Raw genomic sequence first — 24144 nt, 5'->3', positions numbered from 1 at the left:
GATGAATTCGAGGCTCAGCGGCTCGTCATTTCATCGAAGGCCTTTTGCGCGGCCTCGCCGTTCTTGAGCCACCAGTCGGCATTGGAAAACACCGACGTACCAGCATTCTCGGGCGCGGTCGCAAGGGTCTTCAGGCGGTCCTGAGGAACGAGGCCGCCTTGATAGGCGGCAGGATTGACCGGTCCGTAGGCGATGAAATCGGTCAGCTTCGCCACGCGCGCGGGCTGCGTCATCGCCGCAATGAGTTTCATGGCCGCTTCCTTGTTCGGCGCTCCCTTCGGCACGCCGAGACAGTCCGTGCCGATGACAGAGCCCTTGAAGGTGTAGTCAACCGCGCCACCATCCGCTTTCACGGTTTGTGCCCGTCCGTTCCAGGTCACGACCAGATCCGCCTCGCCGTCCTTCAACAATTGCGCGGATTGGGCTCCCGAGGTCCACCAGACCGAGACATTCGGCTTGATCGCTTCAAGCCGCTTGATGGCGCGCCCCAGGCCTTCCGGTGTGCTGAGCACGGAGTAGACGTCCGCCGGCGCCACCCCATCTGAGAGCAGCGCGATCTCGATCAAGTCCTGCGCGTTTGCGCGCAGGGCGCGCCGGCCCGGAAATTTGGCGACATCCCAGAACTCAGCCCAGCTCTTCGGCGGATTCTCGCCGTAGGTTTTCGTGTTCCAGGACATGACAGTGCCATAGGAGTCGAACGGGTAGCAGTAGTCGGACCGTGCACCTACCGGCACGGCTTTGAGATCGATGATCTTGCCGTCGAGCGGCTCCAGCAGCGACTGCGCGGCCGCCTGTGCGCCTTCCGGCGAGCCAAGGTGGATGATGTCGGTGGTGACGGCTCCCGAAGTGACCTGCATCTTCACGGCGGCCAGGCCGTCGCTCTGCGTCTCCTCGCGAACATCATAGCCGAGTTCCTTTGCCGCGGGACCCCACATGGCTTTCTTCATGGCGTTTCCGTAGTCGCCGCCTGCGGTCGTGATCGTGACCGTTTGGGCGTAGACGGGCATGGAAGCAGCCGAGACTGCGATCGCTGTCAGCGAAATGCGTAATAGCCGGGACATGGTTTCTCCTCCAGGATTGACTCAAAATGTTGCCGGATGTGGGCTTTTTTTATAATTGTAACGTTACGATTAGCGTGAAACACCAAAGAGTCAAGCTGCTTTCACTCAGCCCACTCTCAGTTTCAGCGGGCTCGGATTTGACCCTCATGTCGAATCCGGTAACGTTACGATTTCAGCGAGAGTTAGCCGCGCATCCGCAAAGTTCAGGCGGCGATGTGGTGAACCAGGTCGGGCGCTATGGCCAATCTAAAACAGATCGCGGCGGAACTTTCCCTTTCCGTGACCACGGTATCGCGCGCCCTGAAAGATGGTCCGGAAGTGCATCCCTCGACCGTGGCACGCGTCAAGGAAGTGGCGAAGCGGGTCGGCTATGTTCCTAATCATCATGGCCGTGCGCTGAAGACTGGACAGACCCTGACGCTGACGGCGGTACTCCCCATGGAAACGCACGACTACCTGTCCGATCTGGCGAAGCTGCCTTTGATCGAAGGCATGACAATGGCGGCGCGGCAGGCCGGCTATAGCCTGTCCATATATTCCACTACCCCTGACGATGATCCTGTCGACAGCGTGCGGCGCCTGCTTCAAGCACGCAGCGCGGATGGTCTTATCATTACCCGCATGGCCTCAAGCGATCCGCGTGTGCCTCTGCTTTTGAATGAAGGCATTCCATTCGTCGCATTCGGAAGAACCGACCTGGACATCGCTTATCCCTATGTCGACATCGACAATGAAAAGATTGCCTACGAAGCCACGCGATGGCTCACGAGAAAAGGCTGCCGGCGCATAGCGCTGCAGCTTCTCGTGCCGAACGATCAGGCGAGCGCAATGCGCCTTGCAGGCTATGAAAGGGCGATGGCCGAGACCGGCATTCGGATCGACCCATCGCTGATCGGCCATGGCACGTTCACGATGGAATCTAGCGCTGCCTGGCTCGATCACTTGCTGGGATCGTCCAATCCGCCAACGGGATTGGCGTGCGCCAATGAACTCGGCCTTGTGGGGGCGCTGCAGGCTCTTGGAAGGCGGAGCCTGGTTCCGGGCCGCGATGTCCACATCGTCACCCGTGATAGCACGCGCCTGTCCCGCTTCCTGCCGGCCAAGATCGGGATTCATTCGGTGGACATGGCGGCCGTCGGGCGCAAACTCGTCGACATCCTGGAACGACGGATCGCGAATCCGTTGGCACCTGTCGAGGAGGTCCTATTACCAGGGGAATTCGACCCGGGCGAATAGCCCGTCAGCTCGCCGCCTGCTTCGCCCCAACGATCGGAAACTTGAAGAACCTGCAAAGCAAGCGTTTCAGGTTCGACGAAGGTCGAGCGCCATCAAAATGCACCGCCAGCGTGACCGCCGACTCCACTTGATCACCATCGCCTGGCAATGAAGCGTTCGGGGACCTTCTGAAACGCATTGCTGCGACGAAAGGCGCAAACCCGGCACAGATCACACTAGCTTGGCTGCTCGCCCAGCGGACCACTATCGTCCCGTTGCCTGGCACGAGCCTGAAATCTTATCGCGTAAAGCGAACGACTGAGCCAGCGCCGACGGCCTCGGCCGAGCCTTGCCTGCTTGAGACGTGTTGCCGGGAAACTGCCATTGCCTTCTTGTATCTATCGAGTGTTCAGCCGCCGCAGTTCGATAATTGCCGCGCTGTGGTCGAGATCGCCGTCGCCATGGTCCACGAGCCCGCGGAAAATCCGGTCGACCTCGGTTGCGACAGGCAGGGCCAGCCCGAGGGAGGCCGCGAGCGCTAGCGCCGTGCCGGTATCCTTGATCTGATATTTCGCCGGACCGCCGGGCACGAAATCGCCCTCGACCATGCGCCGTCCGTGGTGGCGGAACACCGTCGAGTCGGCAAAGCCGCCGAGCAGCGCCTCGCGTAGGCGCGCCGGGTCGGCGCCGCCGCGCTCTGCCAGAAGCAGCGCTTCGGCGACGGCGCAGATGTTGCTGGCGACGATCAGCTGGTTGGCGAGTTTTGCCAGGCTGCCGGCGCCGGCCGGACCGACATGCGTGACACGCCCCAGCGGAGCAAAGACGGGCTTCAGCGCGTCTATGGTGTCGGCTTCAGCGCCCGCCATGATGGCAAGCGTCCCTTCATCCGCGCCTTTCTCACCGCCGGAGACCGGAGCGTCGACGTAGCGGAGGCCCCTTTGCGCCGCCAGCTCCCCTTGCCTGCGCGCCGTCTCGACCGGGATGGAGCTCATCACCACAAGAGTCGAACCCGGCGCCATCGCATCGGCGGCGGCATTCGGACCGAACAGAACCTCATCGCAGATCGGTCCCGAGCTCAGCATCAAGACGACGACATCTGCGTCCCGAACCGCCTCGGCGGCTTCGGCGGCGACAGTGACGCCGAAGTGCAAGAGCGCTTCGGCCTTGCCCGGGCTGCGATTCCAGACCTTCACGGCAAAGCTGGCTTGCGCCAGCCGGCGGGCCATATGGCCACCCATGATGCCGGTCCCGATGAAGCCGATCCTGGTGACGCTCATTGCGGCGATCGCTGCCGGATCAGGCGTTTCTGAGAGCGGCGAAGCGGACGACGGTCTCTTCGACCTCGAGCGCCTTCATGGCCGCCTGGAAGCGCTTCAGGTGCGGAGTTTGCAGATGCGCGTCGAACGCGGCGCGGTCGTCGTACACTTCGTAGAACAACACCGTGTCTTCGGCGCCCTCGGGGCAGACGACATCGAAGCGGCGGCAGCCCGCCTCATCGGCGAGCGAATGGCGGGCGTCGTGCAAGGCAGCATCGAGAAATCCGGTCCTTACCTGCGGCCCGACGCGGAATTCGGGGATCACCACGAAGGGTGGCGCGCTGCGCTTGGTCATGACTTTCCTTCCGGGAGGATCAGGCGGCCACGCTCGGCGTTGGGCGGAAGCGCTCTTCCATCTCGCGCCGCAGCTTCACCACGTCGAGGTCGTTGACCAGCTCGACATCGTTGACGCTGACGATCTGGTCCTTCCTGACGGCGCGCTTCAGCCGCACATTGTGCGCCAGCCCGATCGGAAGCGCGGCATTTTCCAGGCTGATCGAAGCAGGAATGGCATTTGCCCAGACGGCGTAGCCGCCCTCGCCGTCCAGCATCTCGCCGGGCTGCATGTCCTTCTTGGCCGTCGCCACGGCATCGCCGCGGAACTCCTTCGACGACCCGGTCGGCTCATTGCGCAGCACGGCCGACAGTGCGCTGATCGAGGTTTCCAGCCCGATGATATGGAACGGCCGCCACATCGAGGCGTACCAGCCCGACGGGTCGGTCAGAAGGCCGTATTGCTTGAAGCAGGCGCGCGAATATTCATTGTGCGCCTTGAAGGTGACGAAGACGCCGTAGCGGATGTTGTTGAACACCTCGCGGCCGTCCGGCTCCTGGCTGGCGGCGATGTCGACGAGGCCAGAGCGTGCCATGCGCCCGCCATCGGCGGCCGGGCGGAACACCTTGGCAAGATCGTGCAGGCCGCAGGGCGGAAAACCCAGCCCGTCATCGGGGCAGTTGAGGCCGGTGCCGTTGGCGACCGCGGCCATCTCAATCGCCGCCTTAGTTCCGTCGGTGAAGGAGTTGTACATCTTCGTATTGAAGTCGCCCTTGGCCACCTCCTCCTCGCTCCAGCCGAAGAAGCTCCAGACCGTGTCGGGCGTGGAATAGCGGTAGCGTGGCTCGAAATTCATGCCCTTGCCCGCAGCCGTCACCTCGAAGCCGGTCGCCCGCGCCCAGTCCACTAGCTCGCAGATCAGCGCCGGCTGGTCGCCATAGGCCATCGAATAGATGACCCCCTTCTGGCGCGCTTTCTCGGCCAGGATCGGCCCGACCATGACGTCGGCCTCGACATTGACCATCACGACATGCTTGCCGGCCTCGATCGCGGCTAGCGCATGGCGGGTTCCGGCAATAGGATGACCGGTCGCCTCGATGACGCATTCGATCTCTTCGCACGCAAGCAGGGCGGCAACATCGTCGGTAACGAAGGTCGTGCCGTTCTTCACCGCTTCGCCGGCATTCTTCGCCTGATACCGCGCGGCCGGCCAGCCGACGCGTTGGAGCGAGTCCCGCGCCTTGGAAACGTTCAAGTCAGCCACTGCGACCGTGTGATATCCGGCGATGCGTTGCGCCTGCGACAGCACCATCGAGCCGAACTTGCCGGCGCCGATCAGGCCCACCCGCACCGGGCGTCCGCGCTCCGCGCGCGCGGCAAGCAGGGTATAAAGATTCATTTCCGTGTCCTTCGCATCACCGAATTCAGCACGGCGCAGGCGATGGCGAGGCGCACATAGGCCTTCGTGTCCCGGTCCACCGTGGACACGTTGCGAAGGCGCTTGACACCTTCCCGCAACGGCGCAATTGCTTTCCCCGGCAAGCCTTGCTGCCGATGGTCCGGCCCTGTTTGCCGAACCGCTCCATTCGTATTGCGAGAGAGCTGTTAGCTCAATTTAGAAGGTGAGCTTGATCGTTTAGCTGCGCTAAAGATTAAAGCGCACGGGCCGGCATGCGGTCAGGTCGAGACATGCCTGGCGGCGGCCCGGTTGGCGAGATCGAGACACGCCGCGAAAGCGCTACCCGCGGCAAACGCCGCCGCAAAGGTTCCGGCAAAGACATCGCCCGCGCCATGCGTGCTGACCAGCCGGACAGGAATGGCGGGCACCACGACCGGCTCGTGGCCGCGTTGCAAGCCGACCACGCCGTCTGCGCCCGCCGTCACCACCACCGTGGCAAAACGGCTAGAGAGCAGCCGGGCCGCGCCCATCGCCGAGGCAATATCCCCGACCGGGCAGCCGCAAAACTGTTCGGCCTCGATGGCGTTGACCATCATGATGTCGACCAGCGCGACGAACTCGTCCGTCAGCAATCGGTGGGGGGCGGCATTGAGGCACACCGGCACGCCCGCCCGTTTCGCGGCCTTCGCGGCGGCAAGGTTGACGGCATCCGGCATTTCGTTCTGCAGGACGAGAATGCCCGCGCCGCGCCAAAGCGTGGGGTCGTCGAGGCTCCCGGGGTCGAGAGCGGTATTGGCGCCGGAGACGATCACGGCGCCATAGTCTCCGCTGCTGTCCGAGATGGCGACGCTCATGCCCGAGCCGTGGCCTTCGATGCGGGCAATGCGCGAAGCGTCGACACCGGCGGCGGTGAGACTGGCGAGAAGAAACCCACCGAAATCGTCGTCGCCTACCGCGCCAGCCATGCGCACATCGGCGCCGGCCCGCGCCGCCGCGATCGCTTGATTGCCGCCCTTGCCGCCGAATTTCGGCCGCCAGCCGAAGCCGGTCACCGTCTCGCCCTTGCGCGGACGGTCGGGTGCGTCGACCATGATGTCGTAGTGAAGGCTGCCGACCGCAACGACGACAGGACGCGGCGCGGTGCTCATGCGCCGCGCCGCTTGCCGGCGACAGCGCCCATGGTCGCGGCGAGGTTGCGTTCGGCCGCCTTGAGGTCGCGCCGCGCCACGGCGGCGAAGACGGCGTCGAATATGATCAACTGCGCAATGCGCGCGGCGGCATTCTCGCCCAGGAGCGGCGAGCCCTGGGCCGTCGAGCACAACACCACGTCGGCGGCCGAGGCGAGCGGCGACGTCGCATAGTTGGTGAGCGCGATGGTGCGCGCGCCGCGTCGGCGCGCCAGCTCAATGGGCTCGATCACCGCCGAACTGGTTCCCGAATGAGAGATGGCTATGGCGACATCGCCTTCGCCCAGCAGCGAAGCCGACATCAACATCATATGCGCATCGTCGAAGACGCTGGTGCGCACGCCGATCCGCAAGAGCTTGTGCGCGACGTCGCGCGCGATCTGCGCCGAGCCGCCGACACCGTAGAGGTCGCGCTGGCGCGCGCCGAAGATGAGGTCCGCGGCCCGCTCCAGCGCCTGGGGATCGAGAATGGCGAGTGTCTCCTCCAGCGCATGCACGGAGGTGCGAAATACTTTGCGCGCGATCTCGGCATCGGTGTCGTCGGGCGAGAGTTCTTCATGCAGTTCGGCGGTCGGCAGGCGGTTGTAGCCGGCGAGGCCGGCGCGGAAATCTTTGAATCCGTCGAAGCCGAGTTTCTTGGCGATCTTGACGATCATGGCCTCCGACACGCCAGCGTCTTCGGCCACGGTCTTTAGCGATGTGTTTTCGCCGAAATCACGCCGGCCGAGGATCATGTCGACCACCCGCCCCTCCAGCGGCGTCAGATGCGGCATCATCATGCGGATGCGCGGGCCGATGGTTCTCGGATCGCCAAGCGGCAGGTTCATGCGTTTTCCTCCGGCATCGTCGCCCTTCCCGCTACGCGCCGAGCAAGGCCCTGTTGACGATCCTCTGGCTGGCCACGGCGTCCTGGCGGGCCAGCGCATCGGCAAGGCCGTTGTCGCCGGCCAGCCCGTCGGCAATCTCCAGCAATCGCCGCACCGTCGCGATGTTGGCTTCGCATTCGGCGACGGGATCGAGCCCGCTCATGTCGGGAAAAGTGTCGAAGTAGAGCGCACCGTCGAAGCCGTCGCGGCGGATTTGGTGAAGCAGTTCCAACGTCGAGCGCAGATGCACCGCGCCGACCATCAACCCGTCGTCGCGCTTGCCGTACCCGTCATTGAGATGCACGCCCAGCAAGCGGCTGCGGCGGTTGATCAGGTGTGCGGCAAGCGCCGGCTGCTCGCCCGCATAGAGCGCATGTGCGAAATCGACGGTGACGCCGAGATTGGGCGAACCGGCCTCGACGATTGCCAGCAGCGTCGTCGCCGCATCCCGCAGCAGCGACTGCGCCCGCGGCTCGTCGGGCTTGTACTCGATGCTGACGCGACAGTCCGGATCGTGCTCCGCCACTTCCCGAATGCCGGCCACCTCCCAGTCCCAGGCCTGCCCGTAGTCGAGCTGGAAATTATAGTCGAACCCGTCCTGGCCGAGCCAGATCGTCATCAGGGCGGCGCCCATGGCGCGCGCCGCGTCGATGCCGCGCTTCGTCAGGTCGATGGCCTCGCGCCTCACCGCCGCGTCCGGATTGGTGAATGCCCCGCGCTTGAAGGCCGGGTTGGTGTAATAGCGCATGGCAAGGCCGTTGATCGACAGCCCTAGGTCGCCGATGCGCCGGGCAATGTCCACGGGCTCGCCGGACACGTGGTCGGGAAAATTCAGATCCACATCGGTAAGACCACGGACGGTGGCGGCGCGCTCGGCCATCTGCATCATGCCGGGCTTGCCGGAGAGGTCCGGCCATTGCAGGTGCGGCGCGGAAGCGAACGAGTTCAATCGGGTGGCAAAACGGGACAGCATGCGAAACCTTCGGACCTTCGAGTTTTTCACACAAATACAGAAAGTCGTAAAGTTATCAAGTGCGCGATGAGCGCGCGACTGCCAACAATAATTGAAGGCCCAACCCCTGCTTGGAGGCTTGTCTTTATGCCGGCTGGCCTCGCATCGCGTCGCGTTCGGCGCGCAGCCAATCGAGGAACAGCCGCACCTTCTTGTGCCGCAGATGGTCACGCGGGCACACGATCCATTGCGTGACGATGCGCAGCGAAGGAGGATCAGGGACGGGACAGACGAGCCGGCCGTCGCGCAGTTCGCGCTCCATCATCATGCTGCTTTCCAGCGCGATACCCATCCCGTCCAGCGCCGCATCGATCGCCATGTGGGAGCGGTCGAACAGGATGCGGCGCCATCTTTGCGGCGGCTGCGTGCCCGCCAGCTTGAACCATGCCGGCCATTGCGCCTGCGACTTCACCGAATGGATGAGCCGAAACCGCGTCAAATCCTCGATACCAAGGCTGCCCGCCGCCGCCAGCGCCGGAGCGCAGGCCGGGATGAAGCTCTCCGCGGCCATGCCCTCGACGAACAGGCCGGGCCAACGGCCATCGCCGTGCCGTATTTCCAGATCGACGAGCTCGCGGTTGAAGTCCGTCGGCTCATTCGTGCCGTCGAGGCGGATCTCCAGTTCCGGATTCTGGTCGAGGAAGGAGGCAAGGCGCGGCAGCAGCCATTTGTTGGAAAGCGTCGGCGTTGCCCGCACCGTCAGCATCGTCACCGACCGATAGCCGCGGATGGTGCTGGTGGCCTCGGATATGCGCTCGATCTCGTCGGTGATGGTGGCGAAATAGCGCTCGCCGGCTTCCGTCAGCACGACGCGGCGGCCCATCTTGGTCATCAGGCTGACGCCAAGCTGGGTTTCCAGCGTCTGGATCTGTTGGGTGACCGCCGACGGCGTCACGCCGAACTCCTCGGCGGCGCGCGAGATGCTGCCGGCCTGGGCCGCAGCATGAAAGACCCAAATGGCTTTCACCGGGATCTGCATCTTTCCTCCACGCACATGCGTCCAAGCCATACCAGTTTTCTTTAAGCCTGGCTAAAAAATCGGATAGGGCTTCTAATTTGAATCTAACAGATCGAATGCTCTAATTTCCAACTTGCTGCAACACAGTGAAGTCGTGAACAGTCGGAGCGATTGCAGGCGAGAGGTGAAGGCCGTGGCGCTCGGGTCTACAGGGAAGAGGAAGTTCCGGAGGTGATCCGGTACCCAATGGGAGGAAATTCGATGAAACTACGGATAAGCGGCGTGTTCGCCGCCTCGACTGCGCTCGCCCTTCTTGGCGCGATCCCCGCTTTTGCCGACGACAGCTGCCCGGCCTATCCGACGGCCAAGATGGACAAGATCGAATCGACGGCGCTCCAGACGGAATTCGGCGCGGTGCCGGCGCCGAAGAAGGGCCTGCATTTTGCCTATGTGACCAAGACGCTGATCAACGAGTTCTGGCAGGACGTGGCGGCTGGCGCGAAGGCCGAGGCGTCGAAATACAAGCTCAGTGTCGACGTCCAGGCCGCCAAGGACGAAAGCTCGATGATCGAGCAGCTCAACCTTGCTCAGACGGTGCTGTCGCAAAAGCCGGACGCATTGCTCTTGTCGCCGCAGTCCGATTCAAACCTCGCCCCGGTGATCGAAGCGGCGCGTGCCGCGAACATCCCGACCGTCATCATCGACGACGCGCGCACCGAGGGCGCCAGCACCTATATCGGCACCGATCAGGTCTCGATCGGAGCCAAGGCGGCTGCCTTCCTGCACCAGACCTATCCAAACGGCGGCAAGGTGGCGCAGATCGAGGGTGCCGCCGGGTCGCCGAATGCACGCCTGCGCATTCAGGGCTTCAAGGAAGAACTGAAGAAGTATCCCAATCTGGAACTCGTCGCTAGCCAGCCGGGTAACTGGGACCGGCTGACCGCGTTGAACGCAACTTCGAGCATCCTGCGCCAGACCCCGGACCTTGTCGGCATCTACGCCAACAACGATGGCATGGCGCTCGGCGTGGTCGAAGCCGTCACCAGCGGCAGCAGCCTCGAAAAGGTCGCGATCGTCGGCACTGACGGCATTCGGGAAGCCAAAAAGTCGGTCGGCGCCGGGGAGATGCGTGCAACCGTGGCGGAATTCCCGTTCGAGGAGGGCCAGCTTGGCGTCCAGATGGCGTTGCGGCTTCTCGGCTGCCAGGCCATTCCACAGTGGGTCCTTTCGCCCCAGGCGGTTATCACCAAGGACAACGTCAAGGATTTCCCTGACCCCAAGACCAACTGAGGCAATCTCAGTGTTAAGTGCAGCCTCCCAAGCAGAGGACCGCGAAAGCCGTCCTCCCGCACTTCGGATGACCGACATCGCCAAGCGCTTCGCCGGCGTTCAGGCACTGAAGGGCGTGGATCTGGACCTGCGCGGTGGCGAGGTCCATGCCCTTCTCGGCGAAAATGGCGCCGGCAAGTCGACGCTGATGAAGGTCATGTTCGGTATCGTACAGCCGGACGAAGGGGAGATCACGCTCGATCCGATCGGCACTGTCCGCATCGACGGCCCGCGCGACGCGCTGGCGCTGGGCATCGGCCTCGTCAGCCAGGAGCTCAGCCTGGTGCCGCAACTCGACGTCGCCCAGAACATCTTCCTCGGCCGCACGCGCGGGCTGAGGCTCGTGCCGCGCGCCGGCTTCCGCCGTGAGGCGCGCGCGATCCTCGATGACCTCGCGCCGCATCTCAAGACCGACACGCCGGTATCGGCGCTCGGCATGGCCGACCGCCAACTGGTGGAGATCAGCCGCACGCTCGCCCGGGGCGGCCGTATCATTGCCTTCGACGAGCCGACATCGAGCCTGACGCCGGCGGAACAAGAGAGCCTGTTCGCCGTCATCCGGCGTCTCCAGGCGGCGGGCAAAGCCATCGTCTACATCTCGCACCGGATGAACGAGATCCGCGCTATAGCTGATCACATCACCATCCTTCGCGACGGCGCCGTCGTCGCCTCTGGTCCGATCGGCGACTATTCCGAGGCCAGGCTCAACGAGCTGATTGCCGGCCGTGAACTGTCGCGCGAAATGCACGCCGAAAAGTCGGCGCCGGTCCAGAGCGCACCGCTGCTGGAGTTGCGCGGCATTTCCACCGCCCGGATCAAGGATGTAAGCCTGTCGGTCGGCGCCGGCGAGATCGTCGGCCTGTCTGGCCTTGTCGGCTCGGGACGCTCGGCCATCCTGCGCGCCTCATTCGGCATCGATCCGATGTCGGATGGCGACATCAACGTCGCGGGTACACCCGTGACGCCCCGAGGGCCGGCGGATGCCATGCGGGCCGGCATCGCGCTGATCCCCGAGGATCGCAGAGGCCATGCCATCGTGCCGATGACCGATGTCGAGCGCAATTTCGGCCTTGGCAATCACGGCCGCTTTGCTTCGTTGGGCGTGATCAAGGGCGCCGAGAGACGGCGAGCGGCGAAGCGCTATGTGGATGAGCTGCATATCCGGCCGCCCTCGATAAGCACCGAGATGCGCAATCTTTCCGGCGGCAACCAGCAGAAGGTGGTGATCGCCCGCTGGCTGGCGACCGGCGCGCGCGTCTTTCTCTTCGACGAGCCGACCCGCGGCATCGATGTCAGGGCCAAGGCGGAAATCTATGCGCTGCTGCGCCGACTCGCCGCTGATGGCGCGGCGCTGCTTGTCGTGTCATCCGAACTGCCGGAACTTCTGCTGATTTGCCACCGCATCGGCATCGTCAGCGCGGGGCGGCTGCGCACCATGGTCGACAACGACGCCGGGCTGACCGAGGAGCGGCTGATGGCGCTTGCTGCCAGAGAGGACAATCCGTGACCGAACTCAGTTCCCTGCCCCGCACGGACACGGCCGAGAAAAAAGGCCTCGTCGTATCTCGGCGCGGCGATACGCTGCGCAAGGCCAGCGTGGCGATCGGCTGCGTGGCGCTTTTCCTGGTGTTCTCGGTTCTCAACAGCACCTTCTATCAGCCGTCGAACCTTATCGACGTCATGCTGCAATCCTCGATCAACGCGGTGATCGCGGTCGGCATGACGCTGGTCATCATGACCAAGGGCATCGACCTGTCCGTTGGCTCGATCGTCGGCCTGTCCAGCATGGTGGCAGCCGACATGCTTTCGCACGGGCTGCTCGCCGGCATCGGCGCCGGATTGCTGGTCGGGCTGGTCTGCGGCTTCGTCAATGGCGTGCTCATCGCCAGGCTGAAGCTGCCCGACTTCATCGTGACGCTCGGCACGCTCAGCATCTTCAGGGGCGCCGCGCTGATCTACACCGACGGCCAGCCGATCTACGGACTGGCCAAGGAATTCCGCGCCATCTTCGCCGGCCGCCTGTTCGACATCCCGTCACCGGTGCTCCTGGCGCTGGCGATCGCTGCCCTTGCCTATCTTCTGGTCCGCTATACGGCACTCGGCGAGCAGATCATCGCCATCGGCGGCAACGAGGAGGCGGCGCGGCTCTCGGGCGTCAACATCGAACGGGTGAAGGTCACCGTCTACACGATCTCCGGCGTGCTTTCGAGCCTTGCCGGTTTCGTGCTGATCGCGCGCATCGGCGCTGCCGAACCGATCGGCGGCAGCGGCTTCGAGCTGCAGGCGATCGGCTCGGCGGTGATCGGCGGGGCAAGCCTGTTCGGCGGCGTCGGCAATCCGCTGGGATCGCTTATCGGCGCCCTGACGCTCGGCGCCTTGCAGAACGGGTTGACGCTGATGAACGTGCCATCCTTCTGGCAATATGTGGCGTCGGGCGCGGTCGTCATTCTCGCCGTGTTCGCCGACCAATGGACAAGAAAGCGCGGATGAGACCCGTCGACGAAAGCTGGGCGATCGTCGACACGCACCAGCATTTCCAGAGCCTGTCCGACGCCGCCTATCCGTGGCTCGATCCCGGCCGGCCACCACCCCTGGAGGGCGACCTGGCGCCGATCCGTCGCGATTACCTGCCGGCCGACTACCGCCGCGACATGGAAGGCCTCGGCATCGTCAAGACGGTGCATGTCCAGAACGGCCGCAATCCGTACGATCCTCTCGACGAGACCCGCTGGCTGAGCAGGCTGGCGAGGCAAGAGGGTATGCCGGACGCAATCGTCGCCTATGCCGATCTCGCCGACCCCGATGCAGGTCGCTTGCTGGAGGCCCACGCCGGCTTTCCGCGCGTGCGCGGCATCCGCCAGATCCTGAACTGGCACGACGACCCTCGCCTGCGCACCGCGCCAGGCCCTGACCTGATGGAGAGCTCGCAATGGCGGTGTGGCTTTGCCCGCCTGGCACCGCTCGGGCTGAGCTTCGACCTGCAGCTTTATTGGCCGCAGATGGACATGGCGCTGGCCCTAGCGCGCGCCTTTCCCGACACATCGATCGTGCTCGAACACTTCGGCATGGTGGCCGATCGCAGCGCGGAAGGGTTGGCCGGCTGGCGTTCGGCGATCAATCGCCTGGCCCTGGCACCTAATGTCAGTGTCAAACTGTGCGGTTTCGGTCTGGGCGCTCCGGCCTGGAAGATCGAGCACACGCTCCCACTGCTGCGCCATGTGCTGGACGGCTTCGGCCCCGGGCGCACGATGGTAGGGACCAACATGCCAGTGGATCTGCTCTTTGCAGCGCCAGCAAAGATCGTTTCCACCATTCGCGCCGTCGTGCAGGATATGTCCGAATCTGAGCGCGTCGCTGTGCTTTGCACCAACGCAGAAAGATTCTATCGAATCTAGGCCGTCGCCTGCGGTTAATCTGAATGGCCGCTTTCATGTGACGGAGGGAGTGACATCAAGGACCGCGATTGGGCGCGAAGGGGTCATTAGCGATGCCACTTTCTCGAGAGCGTGCCAGCAACAAATGCAGTTTGAATTACCCGAGCTCGTGGACGGCCGCGTTGGGGACAACCGACTTCGCAATCTCGCACAGGTGTTGATGATGCGTGAGGTAGATCACCTGGCCCACACTAGCCATCTCACCGAACAATCGGAAAACCTCCTCCGACCTGAGATGGTCAAAGGTTTCCATGATGTCGTCGGCGATGAACGGAACAGCCGGTCTGAGCTTGGCAAACTCATAGTATCCGGCGAGCCGTAAAGCCAGGTAGAGCTGGAAACGCGCGCCCTTCGAAAGAGCGTCTGCGACCTTCGATTGGCCATCCTCTTGCGTTGCGATGAGCACCTCGCCGCCCTTTACCGGCTGGGTCGTCAAGCCTGTGTACTTGCCGCGCGTTATCAGTGCGAAGGCGTCGGACGCCTCGCTCATCATTCCAGAGCGGTGACGTTCGCGATAGACCCGGAGCGCGCTAGACGCCGATATCACCCCAAGCTTCAATTCGATGTAGCGGACAGCTTTCTCCTCGATCTCGAGAAGAACGGTGCGACGCTCGGCATCGATCCGGGCAACTGCGCTGTCGCCGCCGATCGCGTCGAGCTTGTCGGTCGCCCGGGTGCGACGGACGAGCTGCTGTTGCAGTGAGTCATCGAGGTCGGCGAGGCGTCGCTCGACTTCGGCCTTTTCGATTGCGAGTCCGTCGAGATCGAGGCCCTCCAGCAACGACCGCGCCTGGATGAAGTCGTCGAGGGCGAGCTCACTCGTCAGTCGCGCTTCAAGCTCGGCTACGGCACGCTGCAGGCCGTCTCGCTCGCGAAGCTGTTCATCGCGCTCCCCGACCTCCGGCAGCGTTCTTACCCCGAAGGCATCGAGCACTGCCTGCTTTGTTGTCTCGTGTACCGCGACCTCAGCGTTCAGTGCCTGTCGAACGCCCTGCAACTTTTGAACGTCAACGAGTAGATTTGCCCTCGCCTCACGGGCACGCTCGGCCTGCTCAAGACCCTCTGTCAGCCTGACACTCACCTGTTCTGGCGCCTCGTCGCTTGCAGGCTCGCCAGCCAGCGCACCAAGGCGGGCAACCTCTTCGGCAAACGCAGTCCTGTCCGCCTCCATCTTGCAGATGCGGATGCGCATGGCCTCACGATCCTGCAGGGCCTTTGACAACTCAGACAACTGGTCGAGCACGCTTCCAAGCCCGGCACCGGCGATGCCTTCTTCGAGCCAAGTGCCTTGGAGCGTTTCCTTGACCTCTGCTTGCCATGCACCTTCTCGCCGCTCGGAAATTTCTACAGCGAGCCGCCTGGCGGCGAGCTCCTCTTCCTTTGCGGCGATGCTCCGCAGCACTTCCGCTCGCTCCGCGTCGACCTTCGCCTGCCTGTCCAGAAAGCGGTCGGCGGTGACCACCATTGCCTCCAGGGCCTCACCAGCTTCCGGCGCAATGCCAACGCTTTGAAGAGCCGAGGCCAATCCGAGATGGATCCGCTCTCCATCGGCAGTTGCGCGTTCTATCCTTGCTCGTGCGAGCTGGATGTCGTCCCAAGCCGCAAGCGCGTCGACGCGCGCGGAAATGCGCTCCTCGAGAAGTCCGATCAAGAGGTCGAGCGACTGCGCCTGGCAATCCTGAAGAAAGTGGCTTGCAGCTTCCTTGATTTCAGCGGACGCCATTTCTGCGCGCTGGGCCACGCCCGCGAGTTGGCAGCTTATGCGCTCTGTTGCCGCTTCGGTCTCGGCCGCCTTTTGCTTGATTGCGCGCAGATCCGCGAGCTCGCCCGCATGGGCCAAGCGAGCCGCGCCGACGTGATCGTCCCTGGCCAATGCTGCGGCAAAGACATCTGCGGTTTCGGCCTTGAGGTCCGCCCGGTGATTTCGCCAGGCCTCGTCTCTCTCGCGTCGTATGGCTGCGGCTGCGTCATCGTCGGCGAGATCGGCCGAGGCGCGCACAGCAGCCAGGCGCGATGAAGTAGATGCCCGGTTTTGCTCATGCTCAGCCAGACGCTCGGAGAAAACTGCCTTGTCTCTTTGAAGCTCTGCGGCCAGAGTTTTCCATGCGGCCATCTGCGTCGGCGGCGGAACCGATATTTTCGACAGTACGCTCGCATCTCCCGACCACGGCTGAAGTCGCCGCATCGCATCGGCCAGCCTTGTTTGCCGCTCGTCCTCCAAGGCGCGCGCCTCTCTCGTGTCCCGTGCGTAACTGGACGCTTTCGCCTCCGACACGGCCGCCATCAGCCTGGCTCTTGCGGGCTCCGGCACCGCCCTCTCCTCGCTGACGCGGCCGCGCGCAGCGTTGAGTCCGTCGAGCGCGGCAGCGGCTTCATCACGGGCCATCCGCAGACTCGTCGTGATGCCGGAGCGTTGCTCGAGCATGTTGCGAAGGGTGCCGACCACGAAGGCAGGCAGGATGAGCCGGGATGGATCCTGTTCGGCCGATCTTCCGAGCGCGGCCAGACAGTTCGCCACGACCTGGTCGAGCATCTGGACTTCCATCTTGCGGGTCGGCAGATCCATGCCCGCGGACAAATAGCGCGCCTTGCGGTCAGCCAGTCCTCGCACCTGTTCGGAGATCGCCAGGACAGCGTCGTCGAGAGCGATTGCTTCGATCTTTGCCTTCGTCCGATCGATCTCATCGGCATTCGCCTGGAGACGGGTTCTGAGCTGAGCGTCCTGATCGATCAATTCCGCGACGCTGCCACTCCAGGTTCTGGGAGGAGAAAGGATGTCAGGCAGCTCAGCCAGTCTGCTCGCCTTGCGTTTGATTTCGGCCAGGAGCGGCGCGGCGCGCGCATATCGGTCGATTGTGGCGAGTCGGGCCGATAACACCGCGCGTTCAGCCAGGCTGCGGTCATATTTGTCCTGGGCTTCTACCCGTTCCGCCTCGAGGGCCTCGAATGTCGAGGCCAGCGTGTCGATCGTCTCCTTGCGTGACTTGAGTTCCACGAAGCGCTTCTTCAGCAGCGCGATTTCGGTGGTCTGGGCCTGTTTTCGATGAAGCCCATCTGCTTCCATCTCCAGTGCGGCCAAGACATCGCTGGCATGACCAAGCCCGGCGCTGGCGGTGAAAAGGAGCTTGCCGAGATCGCCACGCGATTCAAGGATCGCCTTGCCCCCTGCTTCCAAGGTCTCGTCATCGAGCGAGAACATGCTGCTGTAGGCCTCGCGGGACAGTCCGGCGAGCTGCGCCGAAATGGCGATTTCGCTCAGCGGCCTGCCTTCGGCATCGTGCAGTGAGTTGCTACGGCTTTTGGTGCGCGAAACGGCAAGGGTCTGTCCCTCGAATTCGAGCAGTCCGCCGATGCGCATCGAGCTATATTCGTGCAGGAAATTATAGCGGCTGCGCTCTTCGATGCCAAAGAGCAGATCAAGGTAGGCGGAAAGCGCGGTCGACTTGCCGGCCTCATTCAGCCCGAAAACGATATGCAGATCGGGACCTGAAACCGGCTTCTCTCCGAAGTCGATCGTCTTGCCGGTAAACTTGCCGTATCGGGTCAGATCAAGGCGCCGCAATCTCATCGCGTTGCACCTGCCTTGAGCCTCGCCGTGACCAGGTCCACGCTTCCGGCAAGCACATCGTCGAGAAACTGTTCTAGCCCCGCTTCGTCCTTGCCCGCAAAGCCGCGTGCATCGGGCGGCAGGTCCAAAATCGTCTTCAACACGAATTCTCGCGCGTCGGATCGGAATGCCTCTGACGCCGCATTGGCGCGCATCGATTGGGCGAGTTCCAAAGTAGGATCGGCAACGCTACCCGAATCTCCGACATCGGGAGCCGAAAGATCAAGCTCCAGCTTCTCCACCCAGGTGTCGCCCACCTGCTCCGCTGCCTGTTCGGCTTCAGCGACGGCTAGGTCCCGGTCGCGCATAAGCGACCATGAAAGGGCAGACGTGCCGACCAGGCCAAGTCGGACAACAAGGTAGCGCGAGCGCGCAGCCTCTCTGGATTGCTCCAGCCCGGCCCGAATGCGGACAATGGCCTCGGTCCATTCCGACGTTCCGGCCAGGTCGATGCTCACCCGCTCGAACTGTGCGACGCTGGTGAGCCTCTCCTCGATCTGGACCGACCGATCGTCGCGAATGGTGACCAGCGTGACCGATTTCTCACCCGCCTCATTGATGTCCCTCCCCTGCGGGATCCCTGGCATCACGAGCGTGCTTGCACCAAAATACACCTGGCGAACGTGAATGTGGCCAAGCGCCCAATAGTCAAAGCCGTGGCCGTGCAGGTCGGCGACACTGCAGGGTGCATAAACGTCATGGCCTGGGGAGCCGGCCAGGCTGGTGTGCATGATGCCGATGTTTGCTGCTCCCTCGTGCGGGGCGGCATATTTGGGCAGCAGACTTTCGGGCGCCTTGGGACTGGCAAAGCTCAGCCCATGGAACGCGACGTCCACCCCAGCGCCAGGCTGGATCACGGATTGGCAGCGGCCGCCAAAAAAGCTCACTGTGTCGGGCAAAACCAGTTGCTTCGTAATCCGTGACATGGCGTCATGATTGCCGCGGATCATGTAGACCCTGACACCGGCCTGATCGAGACGCGTCATCTGGGTGGCCAGAAAGCGCGCCGTCTTCATCGAAGTCTGGTCGCCATCGTAAAGATCGCCGGCAACCACGAGTGCGTCGACACGCTCAGCCAGGCAAAGGTCCACTATTGCAGTGAACGCCTGTCGGCTGGCATCGCCGACGAACTCGGCAAGCTCAGAATTTCTGAGTGCGAGCGAGCGCAGTGGCGAATCGAGATGGATGTCGGCCGTATGAATAAATCGAAATGCCATCCGGGGCGCTCTCCAGGCCCGAACAGAGTTCAGGCAAATGCCGACACGAAAACTCCTAGTCGCCCAAACCTCACAGTTGCGGTCGAGGCTGTCTCTGGCTCGGTAGCAAAGTCCGCCTGCCCTCAGCAACAGTCTCGACGCCTCTCCTAACGAGGCAGGTCCCATCCATCCGCTGGCCTTCGAGGACAAGTTGGCCAAGGGTACCGACGCGGCCATGGAGGCCCACTTTCCAAATCTCGGCATGGGCGTCGCTCTCGACATCGCCTCGAAGGTTGCCAAAGGCGAGATGAAGTGGGCTGAAAGACGCTATTTCGAGCGGCCGGAGAATGTGCGAGTTCCGGCCGCCATGACTACCCGATTTCTCTCCCCGGTGGATTTTTTTAATCCAGTGCACTATATGACCATCTACATGGTCAGGAGCAGGACATGGACGCTATCAATCTGGCGGACGCCAAGGCACATCTTAGCGAACTCGTTGACCGGGTTGAGGCTGGTGATTCGATCGACATTACTCGACGCGGCAAGCCAGTCGCCCGCCTCACAGCGGCGGCGAGGCCACGCATGCGGATCGACGCCGCCTTGCTTCGATCCCTGACGGCAACCATGCCGCCCGCGGCTCAAAGTGCCGCCGATCTGGTGCGGTTGATGCGAGATAGCGATCGCTACTGATGCTCTATATCGACACGTCGCTGATCGTCGCGGCGCTCTCCAATGAAGCGATGACCCCACGCGCCCAAATGTGGCTCGCTCAGCAGGATCCTGCTCAGCTTCTGATCAGCGACTGGACGATCACCGAAATGTCCTCTGCCATGGCGGTCAAGCTACGGACCGGGCAGATCAACCTGGAGCAGCGTGCCGCAGCGCTGGCAATGTTCAACAAGCTGGTCGCCGAGAGCTTCACTGTGCTTTCGGTCACGAGCGGGCAGTTTCGAGCGGCGGCGAAGTTCGTCGATCAGCATACGCTGGGGCTTCGTGCCGGCGATGCGTTGCATCTCGCGACTGCGTCGGAGCATGGAATGACGGTGTACACCCTTGACCAACGGCTTGCCAAAGCGGGGCCGGTGCTCGGCGTGCCGACACAACTGCTGGCATGATCCTCCTGGCCCATTGACCTTGCCTGGGACACCGATGGTCGGTGCGCAGGAGATATTCGGAGGTCTGTCGTGGCCCGTGACGGCTCGGGCATCGAAGAGCTCTCAGGTTTTATCCGTAGCCTGCAGGAGCAACGCACGCCCTACATCTCGCCGAAGCGGCTGTTGCGCGAGACCATCGGAAGCGGCGAGCCTTCCTTTCAACTCGCGGTTCATGGTGGAGTAGACGCTCAAAGCGACCGAAACCGCTGACGGGATGGCGCTTGTCAAACGCCTTCCAAAACTGACCCCCCAAATTCTTGCGAACCCTCGGCGTCTGTCCCGGGGACCGGGGCTGACTCTGCGGGGTGATCTGTGTCGACAAGGACATCGAGGCGGGGGGGCGGGAACGCTGTCTACCGTCCGAGCGGCATTCTTGCCGCTGCCAGCAGTTCGGCCTCGTTCCTGATGCCAGCCTGGTAATTTGCCAGAAGTCGGGAGGCCAGAACTTCACGTCGTTCCGGTGATTGATGCTCGGCCTTCAATTTATCGAATACGGGGCCAAGCAGAGCGAGGTCTGAGGAACTGAAGATGCCGGCTTCTTCGGCCCTTTTGTACGCCGGTACCTGAGCTAACAAAGTTCTGGAGCGATCGTTGCGTCGCTTTGCGGAGGCGAGATAATGCCGATCAGAAAGATGATGCAGGGCACGTTCGCCCGGAGGAGGTCGCACTTCTGAGCCGAGCACTCGAAGCTGGGTCACTTCCGAACGAAACCAAGATCAAAGAGAGAGCCGGGCATCGCGCGAAATAGCTGCCTACATGGCCGGGATGAATCTCCGCCAGACCTTGGGAAGGTAGCCCGCGCGGCCCTTCGCATCCGGGGTATGCCAGCCTGCGCGGTCCCAGCTATGCGGACTATTTTTTCAGCAAGAGCGCTTCACGCACGAGCGACGACACATTTCCCACCCCTAACAGGCCAATAAGCTCGTGGGCCTGCAACTGGGTGATGCCGGTTCTGTCAACAAGCCAGCTAACGCGCTTTTCCTTGGCAGTCTGAGGCTCGTTTGGGGTACCGCTCTCCACGGCTTTACCTCCCGTTGGGGCGAAAGCCTGATCGTCTCTTCCAACCGTCCGTTGCCAGGTTATGCGCGGACGACTCAATATACCTACGCCTTAATCAGCCCCATGGCTAGGTTTTTGAAAGGGCGGCCGCTCCTTGTAGTCCAAACTCGACCTGTAAGCCTCAGCGGCGCAGCGGCAGCTTGGTGACCGAAAGCAGTTCGGCCTCGTCCCTGATTCCAGCCTGAAAATTTAGGATGAGCCGCGACGCAAGGGCTTCACGTCGCTTCTTTGACTAATGTTCCTCCTTCAACTTGTCGAACACACGCCCCAGCAGGGCGACTTCGGACGAAGTGAATATGCCAGCCTATCTGGCTCTTTGATAAATCGGCATGCGGCCCTCCCTCACAGAACGCCAGAACACTTAATTCCAGGCGGAGATTTAGGCCAAGAAGATTCTTGCGCGGGTCCACTGGGAGTCCCTTTCCGGGAACGAAGTCGAGCCGCGGCTGTTGGGTCACTGCAACTAGCGAGAGCACACCATGCCGATCTATCATTTCCACGTCGACAACGGCGAATTCACCCCGGACCCAAATGGAATCGAGTTACCCGATTTGGCTGCTGCACGTACGGAAGCGGTGCGTGCAGCCGGCCAGATAATCAACGACAGCAACCAGTCATTCTGGGAGCACATGACCCCTTGGATCATGAATGTGACGGACGGCGACGACCAACTTTTGTTCACCCTCCAATTTGGGGCGAAGGTGCCCTCGGGGCGTGCGCGATACATTCCTTCCACTCATCAGCCAGATGGAGGGGCCGAGACATGAAAAAGCCCGCCAGCCGGAGCCAGCGAGCGATGCAAACGAATGGCGCTCGCTCAATCAGCAGGCGGGGTTATGATCACAGACAAAGGCGGGCTGGCCGAAATAGCGGAAAGTTTCTCTCCGCGAGCCAGCAGTGGCGCGAATTGGCGATTAATCTCATCAAGACCTACACCGGCTATCAGTCGGTTGACCCAGATCTACTCGAGTGGATCATGCGGAAGTGACCGGATCCCATCCCGCCTCATGTTCGTGGACGCCCCGGGTTCGATGGACAGGGCCGAAGCTGTTGACTTCCGCTCTATGGAAAGCCTAAGTCGCGGATCGCACCCCGCGTCCAGGGCGTACTTTTACGGGACAGAGGTATCAAAATGGACGACAAATATACCAATGCTCGTGAACACTTCTTCGCTGCGATCCGGGCGTTAGCAGCCTCCACAGATAGCATTCAGGCGAGGCTGGTCGAAGCGAACGGCAACATCCTGAATGTGACGATCGACGAATTTAACGGCGACAGCGAACTCAAAATCAAATTTGCAAAATTGCTGGACCTTCTGGCAATCGATCACGATGATTTGGAGAAGGTCGTCGTACAGAACGCTTCGTATATGACTGACTTCGAAGCTATGAAAATTGCCGATCTGATATGCGATTTCTATTACGAGATCACATAGCATATGGCCGCGGCTAGCCGCCCCGCAGCACGCGCCAGATATCGGACCAATAGACCCTGACCAGGGAGCCAGAGCCGCCGTCGCCATTCCAGTTACCCCAAGGGCTCCCCAGCCCGATGAGCTTCCATCGGGTCACCCCGGCGGTAACTGCCTTCACCCATTCATATCGTCGTTGAGTTTGCTTACGGCGGTTTCTGTAGCGGTCGACCAGTTCGTCGGTCTTCTGATACATCTTCGCGCGGCTGGCGGCTGCGCGCTGCTCCGATTGCTCGCTCGTGCATCGCTTTCCTTAACGTCGCGCCGGATCTCGGTGATGTCGCGCTGCGTGTCCTGGGTGGCTTGCAGCAGGCCGCCAATCATCATTTCGAGGCTTCTTGTTGCCGATACCGGCATCATCTCCGTCCCTTGCTGTTAGTTCAATTCATCGCGCCGGGCGGCGCTGGCCTTGGTCTGCAGATCGCATTCGGCTGGCGTGTAAAACTTCACCGCGCAACTCGAGGCCATCGTCTCGTCGATCTTGTTCTGGTCGGCGAGGGTCTTGCCCTGCGCGCCGGCAAGGCTGCTACCGATGGCCGAGCGTAGCGCGGGAACACCGCTGACGCCGGAAGTCCCACAGCTCCCGGGATCATTCCAATCGCGAAAAGAGCGGCTGGCTTCAATGCCTTTATTGATGGCATCGTGGTTCTCCTTCTCGATTTGAGCGCGGACTTCCTCGGCACCCTTGTGCTTGATGACCCCCTAGACGGTGAATGCCGCGCCCGAGGCGAGGAGGGCGATCGCGGCCTACGCCACGACGCCGGCGACGAGGCGCGTGAGGCCGAGACGGTCGGCAAGGATGGAGATGAAGAGCTGACCTGCCACTGTCATCCAGCGGCGATTAGAGCCTCGGCCGTTTCTGTTACGCCGTGGGGCGCGGGTTGAGCAACCGGCGGAGACGCGAAGCCGTCAATGAGCGCAGCGTCGGAGCCGGTTGCGGTGAGGGTTCCGGCGAAGGCCGGCGGGGTCTGGTATCCGAGAGAGGAATGGGGTCTCGCGGTGTTGAAGTCCTGCCTCCATTCGGCGATGGCGCTTCGGGCGTGGTCGAGGCCGAAGAACAGGCTCTCGTTCAACAGCTCATCGCGCATCCGGCCGTTGAAGGATTCGACGTTGCCATTTTGCATCGGCTTGCCCGGCGCGATGTAGTGCCATTCGACGCGATGATCCTTCGACCAGGCGAGGATCGCGTTCGAGGTGAACTCCGTTCCGTGGTCGGAAACGATCATGTCCGGCTTACCGCGCTGGACGATCAGGTCCGTCAGCTCGCGGGCGACGCGGCGGCCCGAAATCGACGTGTCCGGAATCGCGGCCAGGCATTCGCGCGTCACGTCGTCGACGATGTTGAGCACGCGAAAGCGTCGGCCGCAGGCGAACTGATCGTGCACGAAGTCGAGCGACCAGCGCGCATTCGGTCTCGCCTCGACCAGGATCGGCGCTCGCGTGCCCACCGCTCGTCGCCGCGCCCGGCGCTTGCGAACCGTCAACCCTTCCTCCCGGTAGAGCCGATAGATGCGGTTGATCCCTGACGACTCGCCCTCCCGCCGCAGCAGGATGAACAACCGCCGATAGCCGAAGCGTCTTCGCTCGTTGGCAAGGTCACGCAGTC

General features: G+C 62.7%; 23 protein-coding genes and 2 pseudogenes. 12 read left to right on the top strand and 13 right to left on the bottom strand.

All coding sequences use genetic code 11. The features are described from left to right. Positions 1–14 precede the first annotated feature (14 nt). Complete coding sequence (locus P9272_RS33730; RefSeq protein ID WP_278164438.1) at positions 15–1061, bottom strand: ABC transporter substrate-binding protein; 1047 nt, start codon at positions 1059–1061, stop codon at positions 15–17. A 237-nt stretch (positions 1062–1298) separates the two neighbouring features. On the opposite strand from P9272_RS33730, the gene P9272_RS33725 reads away from it, so the two are divergent. After that, the gene (locus P9272_RS33725) at positions 1299–2297 is read left to right on the top strand and encodes a LacI family DNA-binding transcriptional regulator (RefSeq protein WP_278164436.1); all 999 of its coding nucleotides are present in this window, start codon (positions 1299–1301) and stop codon (positions 2295–2297) included. A 146-nt stretch (positions 2298–2443) separates the two neighbouring features. Continuing rightward, a pseudogene (locus tag P9272_RS33720) lies at positions 2444–2587 on the top strand (aldo/keto reductase); the annotation flags it as partial. Positions 2588–2674: 87 nt separating this feature from the next. Here the strand turns inward: P9272_RS33720 and P9272_RS33715 are convergent. From P9272_RS33715 to P9272_RS33685, 7 genes are all read right to left on the bottom strand, one after another. Beyond that, positions 2675–3553, bottom strand: a complete 879-nt coding sequence (locus P9272_RS33715; protein ID WP_278164433.1) for an NAD(P)-dependent oxidoreductase — start codon at positions 3551–3553, stop codon at positions 2675–2677. 19 nt (positions 3554–3572) lie between these two features. Next, on the bottom strand, positions 3573–3887 hold the full coding sequence (locus P9272_RS33710) for a putative quinol monooxygenase (RefSeq protein WP_278164431.1): 315 nt from the start codon (positions 3885–3887) through the stop codon (positions 3573–3575). A gap of 19 nt (positions 3888–3906) precedes the next feature. Continuing rightward, positions 3907–5265, bottom strand: coding sequence for a Gfo/Idh/MocA family oxidoreductase (locus P9272_RS33705; protein WP_278164429.1), 1359 nt, complete (start codon positions 5263–5265; stop codon positions 3907–3909). Between the two features lie 278 nt (positions 5266–5543). Beyond that, positions 5544–6413 (bottom strand): PfkB family carbohydrate kinase, encoded by an 870-nt coding sequence (locus P9272_RS33700; protein ID WP_278164427.1) that lies wholly within the window; start codon positions 6411–6413, stop codon positions 5544–5546. Continuing rightward, positions 6410–7279 carry a MurR/RpiR family transcriptional regulator gene (locus P9272_RS33695; protein WP_278164425.1) on the bottom strand — a complete coding sequence of 290 codons (870 nt, stop codon included), beginning with the start codon at positions 7277–7279 and terminating at the stop codon, positions 6410–6412. The genes P9272_RS33700 and P9272_RS33695 overlap by 4 nt, the downstream gene beginning before the upstream one ends. 31 nt (positions 7280–7310) lie before the next feature. Next, positions 7311–8291 carry a sugar phosphate isomerase/epimerase family protein gene (locus P9272_RS33690; protein ID WP_278164422.1) on the bottom strand — a complete coding sequence of 327 codons (981 nt, stop codon included), beginning with the start codon at positions 8289–8291 and terminating at the stop codon, positions 7311–7313. A gap of 124 nt (positions 8292–8415) precedes the next feature. Next, entirely contained in the window at positions 8416–9309 is an 894-nt protein-coding gene (locus tag P9272_RS33685) for a LysR substrate-binding domain-containing protein (protein ID WP_278164452.1), read from the bottom strand. Positions 9310–9549: 240 nt separating this feature from the next. Here P9272_RS33685 and P9272_RS33680 point away from each other — a divergent pair, with 240 nt between their 5' ends. The 4 genes from P9272_RS33680 (at position 9550) to P9272_RS33665 (ending at position 14012) form a co-directional block, all read left to right on the top strand. Beyond that, a complete protein-coding gene (locus P9272_RS33680; protein ID WP_278164420.1) occupies positions 9550–10578 on the top strand; it encodes a substrate-binding domain-containing protein in 1029 nt (342 codons plus the stop codon). 67 nt (positions 10579–10645) lie between these two features. Next, complete coding sequence (locus P9272_RS33675; RefSeq protein WP_278164418.1) at positions 10646–12124, top strand: sugar ABC transporter ATP-binding protein; 1479 nt, start codon at positions 10646–10648, stop codon at positions 12122–12124. After that, the gene (locus tag P9272_RS33670) at positions 12121–13107 is read left to right on the top strand and encodes an ABC transporter permease (protein WP_278164416.1); all 987 of its coding nucleotides are present in this window, start codon (positions 12121–12123) and stop codon (positions 13105–13107) included. Before P9272_RS33675 ends, P9272_RS33670 begins: the two co-directional genes overlap by 4 nt. Then, on the top strand, positions 13104–14012 hold the full coding sequence (locus P9272_RS33665; RefSeq protein ID WP_278164414.1) for an amidohydrolase family protein: 909 nt from the start codon (positions 13104–13106) through the stop codon (positions 14010–14012). The genes P9272_RS33670 and P9272_RS33665 overlap by 4 nt, the downstream gene beginning before the upstream one ends. 136 nt (positions 14013–14148) lie before the next feature. Here the strand turns inward: P9272_RS33665 and P9272_RS33660 are convergent, their stop codons facing one another. Continuing rightward, complete coding sequence (locus P9272_RS33660) at positions 14149–17619, bottom strand: AAA family ATPase (protein WP_278164412.1); 3471 nt, start codon at positions 17617–17619, stop codon at positions 14149–14151. Next, a complete protein-coding gene (locus P9272_RS33655) occupies positions 17616–18875 on the bottom strand; it encodes a DNA repair exonuclease (protein WP_278164410.1) in 1260 nt (419 codons plus the stop codon). Before P9272_RS33655 ends, P9272_RS33660 begins: the two co-directional genes overlap by 4 nt. Before the next feature lie 166 nt (positions 18876–19041). Between P9272_RS33655 and P9272_RS33650 the strand changes: the two are divergent. The 6 genes and pseudogenes from P9272_RS33650 to P9272_RS33625 all read left to right on the top strand — a co-directional run. Then, positions 19042–19170 (top strand): annotated as a pseudogene (locus P9272_RS33650) (MBL fold metallo-hydrolase); the annotation flags it as partial. Positions 19171–19301: 131 nt separating this feature from the next. Further along, entirely contained in the window at positions 19302–19544 is a 243-nt protein-coding gene (locus P9272_RS33645) for a type II toxin-antitoxin system prevent-host-death family antitoxin (protein WP_278164408.1), read from the top strand. Further along, positions 19544–19969, top strand: coding sequence for a type II toxin-antitoxin system VapC family toxin (locus P9272_RS33640; protein ID WP_278164406.1), 426 nt, complete (start codon positions 19544–19546; stop codon positions 19967–19969). Before P9272_RS33645 ends, P9272_RS33640 begins: the two co-directional genes overlap by 1 nt. A gap of 69 nt (positions 19970–20038) precedes the next feature. Then, complete coding sequence (locus tag P9272_RS33635) at positions 20039–20218, top strand: hypothetical protein (protein ID WP_278164404.1); 180 nt, start codon at positions 20039–20041, stop codon at positions 20216–20218. A gap of 1328 nt (positions 20219–21546) precedes the next feature. Further along, positions 21547–21834 (top strand): hypothetical protein, encoded by a 288-nt coding sequence (locus tag P9272_RS33630; protein ID WP_278164402.1) that lies wholly within the window; start codon positions 21547–21549, stop codon positions 21832–21834. 365 nt (positions 21835–22199) lie between these two features. Then, complete coding sequence (locus P9272_RS33625) at positions 22200–22502, top strand: hypothetical protein (protein ID WP_278164400.1); 303 nt, start codon at positions 22200–22202, stop codon at positions 22500–22502. 13 nt (positions 22503–22515) lie between these two features. Here P9272_RS33625 and P9272_RS33620 read toward each other — a convergent pair whose 3' ends face one another. From P9272_RS33620 to P9272_RS33610, 3 genes are all read right to left on the bottom strand, one after another. Continuing rightward, positions 22516–22734 (bottom strand): hypothetical protein, encoded by a 219-nt coding sequence (locus tag P9272_RS33620; RefSeq protein WP_278164399.1) that lies wholly within the window; start codon positions 22732–22734, stop codon positions 22516–22518. Continuing rightward, complete coding sequence (locus P9272_RS33615; RefSeq protein WP_278164454.1) at positions 22656–22898, bottom strand: hypothetical protein; 243 nt, start codon at positions 22896–22898, stop codon at positions 22656–22658. The genes P9272_RS33620 and P9272_RS33615 overlap by 79 nt, the downstream gene beginning before the upstream one ends. Before the next feature lie 467 nt (positions 22899–23365). Next, positions 23366–24144: IS3 family transposase (locus tag P9272_RS33610; protein ID WP_278164398.1), on the bottom strand; the 779-nt coding region annotated here is incomplete at its 5' end.

Origin of the sequence: Mesorhizobium sp. WSM4976 (genome assembly GCF_029625685.1) — a bacterium.
Classification (GTDB): Bacteria; Pseudomonadota; Alphaproteobacteria; order Rhizobiales; family Rhizobiaceae; genus Mesorhizobium.
Note: the sequence above shows the minus strand (reverse complement) of the source record. Positions and strands in the feature narration are given on the sequence as shown.

Coding starts and splice junctions, on each gene's coding strand:
- P9272_RS33730 (WP_278164438.1), bottom strand. CDS start 1,061: ATGTCCCGGCTATTACGCATTTCGCTGACAGCGATCGCAGTCTCGGCT.
- P9272_RS33725 (WP_278164436.1), top strand. CDS start 1,299: ATGGCCAATCTAAAACAGATCGCGGCGGAACTTTCCCTTTCCGTGACC.
- P9272_RS33715 (WP_278164433.1), bottom strand. CDS start 3,553: ATGAGCGTCACCAGGATCGGCTTCATCGGGACCGGCATCATGGGTGGC.
- P9272_RS33710 (WP_278164431.1), bottom strand. CDS start 3,887: ATGACCAAGCGCAGCGCGCCACCCTTCGTGGTGATCCCCGAATTCCGC.
- P9272_RS33705 (WP_278164429.1), bottom strand. CDS start 5,265: ATGAATCTTTATACCCTGCTTGCCGCGCGCGCGGAGCGCGGACGCCCG.
- P9272_RS33700 (WP_278164427.1), bottom strand. CDS start 6,413: ATGAGCACCGCGCCGCGTCCTGTCGTCGTTGCGGTCGGCAGCCTTCAC.
- P9272_RS33695 (WP_278164425.1), bottom strand. CDS start 7,279: ATGAACCTGCCGCTTGGCGATCCGAGAACCATCGGCCCGCGCATCCGC.
- P9272_RS33690 (WP_278164422.1), bottom strand. CDS start 8,291: ATGCTGTCCCGTTTTGCCACCCGATTGAACTCGTTCGCTTCCGCGCCG.
- P9272_RS33685 (WP_278164452.1), bottom strand. CDS start 9,309: ATGCAGATCCCGGTGAAAGCCATTTGGGTCTTTCATGCTGCGGCCCAG.
- P9272_RS33680 (WP_278164420.1), top strand. CDS start 9,550: ATGAAACTACGGATAAGCGGCGTGTTCGCCGCCTCGACTGCGCTCGCC.
- P9272_RS33675 (WP_278164418.1), top strand. CDS start 10,646: ATGACCGACATCGCCAAGCGCTTCGCCGGCGTTCAGGCACTGAAGGGC.
- P9272_RS33665 (WP_278164414.1), top strand. CDS start 13,104: ATGAGACCCGTCGACGAAAGCTGGGCGATCGTCGACACGCACCAGCAT.
- P9272_RS33660 (WP_278164412.1), bottom strand. CDS start 17,619: ATGAGATTGCGGCGCCTTGATCTGACCCGATACGGCAAGTTTACCGGC.
- P9272_RS33655 (WP_278164410.1), bottom strand. CDS start 18,875: ATGGCATTTCGATTTATTCATACGGCCGACATCCATCTCGATTCGCCA.
- P9272_RS33645 (WP_278164408.1), top strand. CDS start 19,302: ATGGACGCTATCAATCTGGCGGACGCCAAGGCACATCTTAGCGAACTC.
- P9272_RS33640 (WP_278164406.1), top strand. CDS start 19,544: ATGCTCTATATCGACACGTCGCTGATCGTCGCGGCGCTCTCCAATGAA.
- P9272_RS33630 (WP_278164402.1), top strand. CDS start 21,547: ATGCCGATCTATCATTTCCACGTCGACAACGGCGAATTCACCCCGGAC.
- P9272_RS33625 (WP_278164400.1), top strand. CDS start 22,200: ATGGACGACAAATATACCAATGCTCGTGAACACTTCTTCGCTGCGATC.
- P9272_RS33620 (WP_278164399.1), bottom strand. CDS start 22,734: ATGTATCAGAAGACCGACGAACTGGTCGACCGCTACAGAAACCGCCGT.
- P9272_RS33615 (WP_278164454.1), bottom strand. CDS start 22,898: ATGATGCCGGTATCGGCAACAAGAAGCCTCGAAATGATGATTGGCGGC.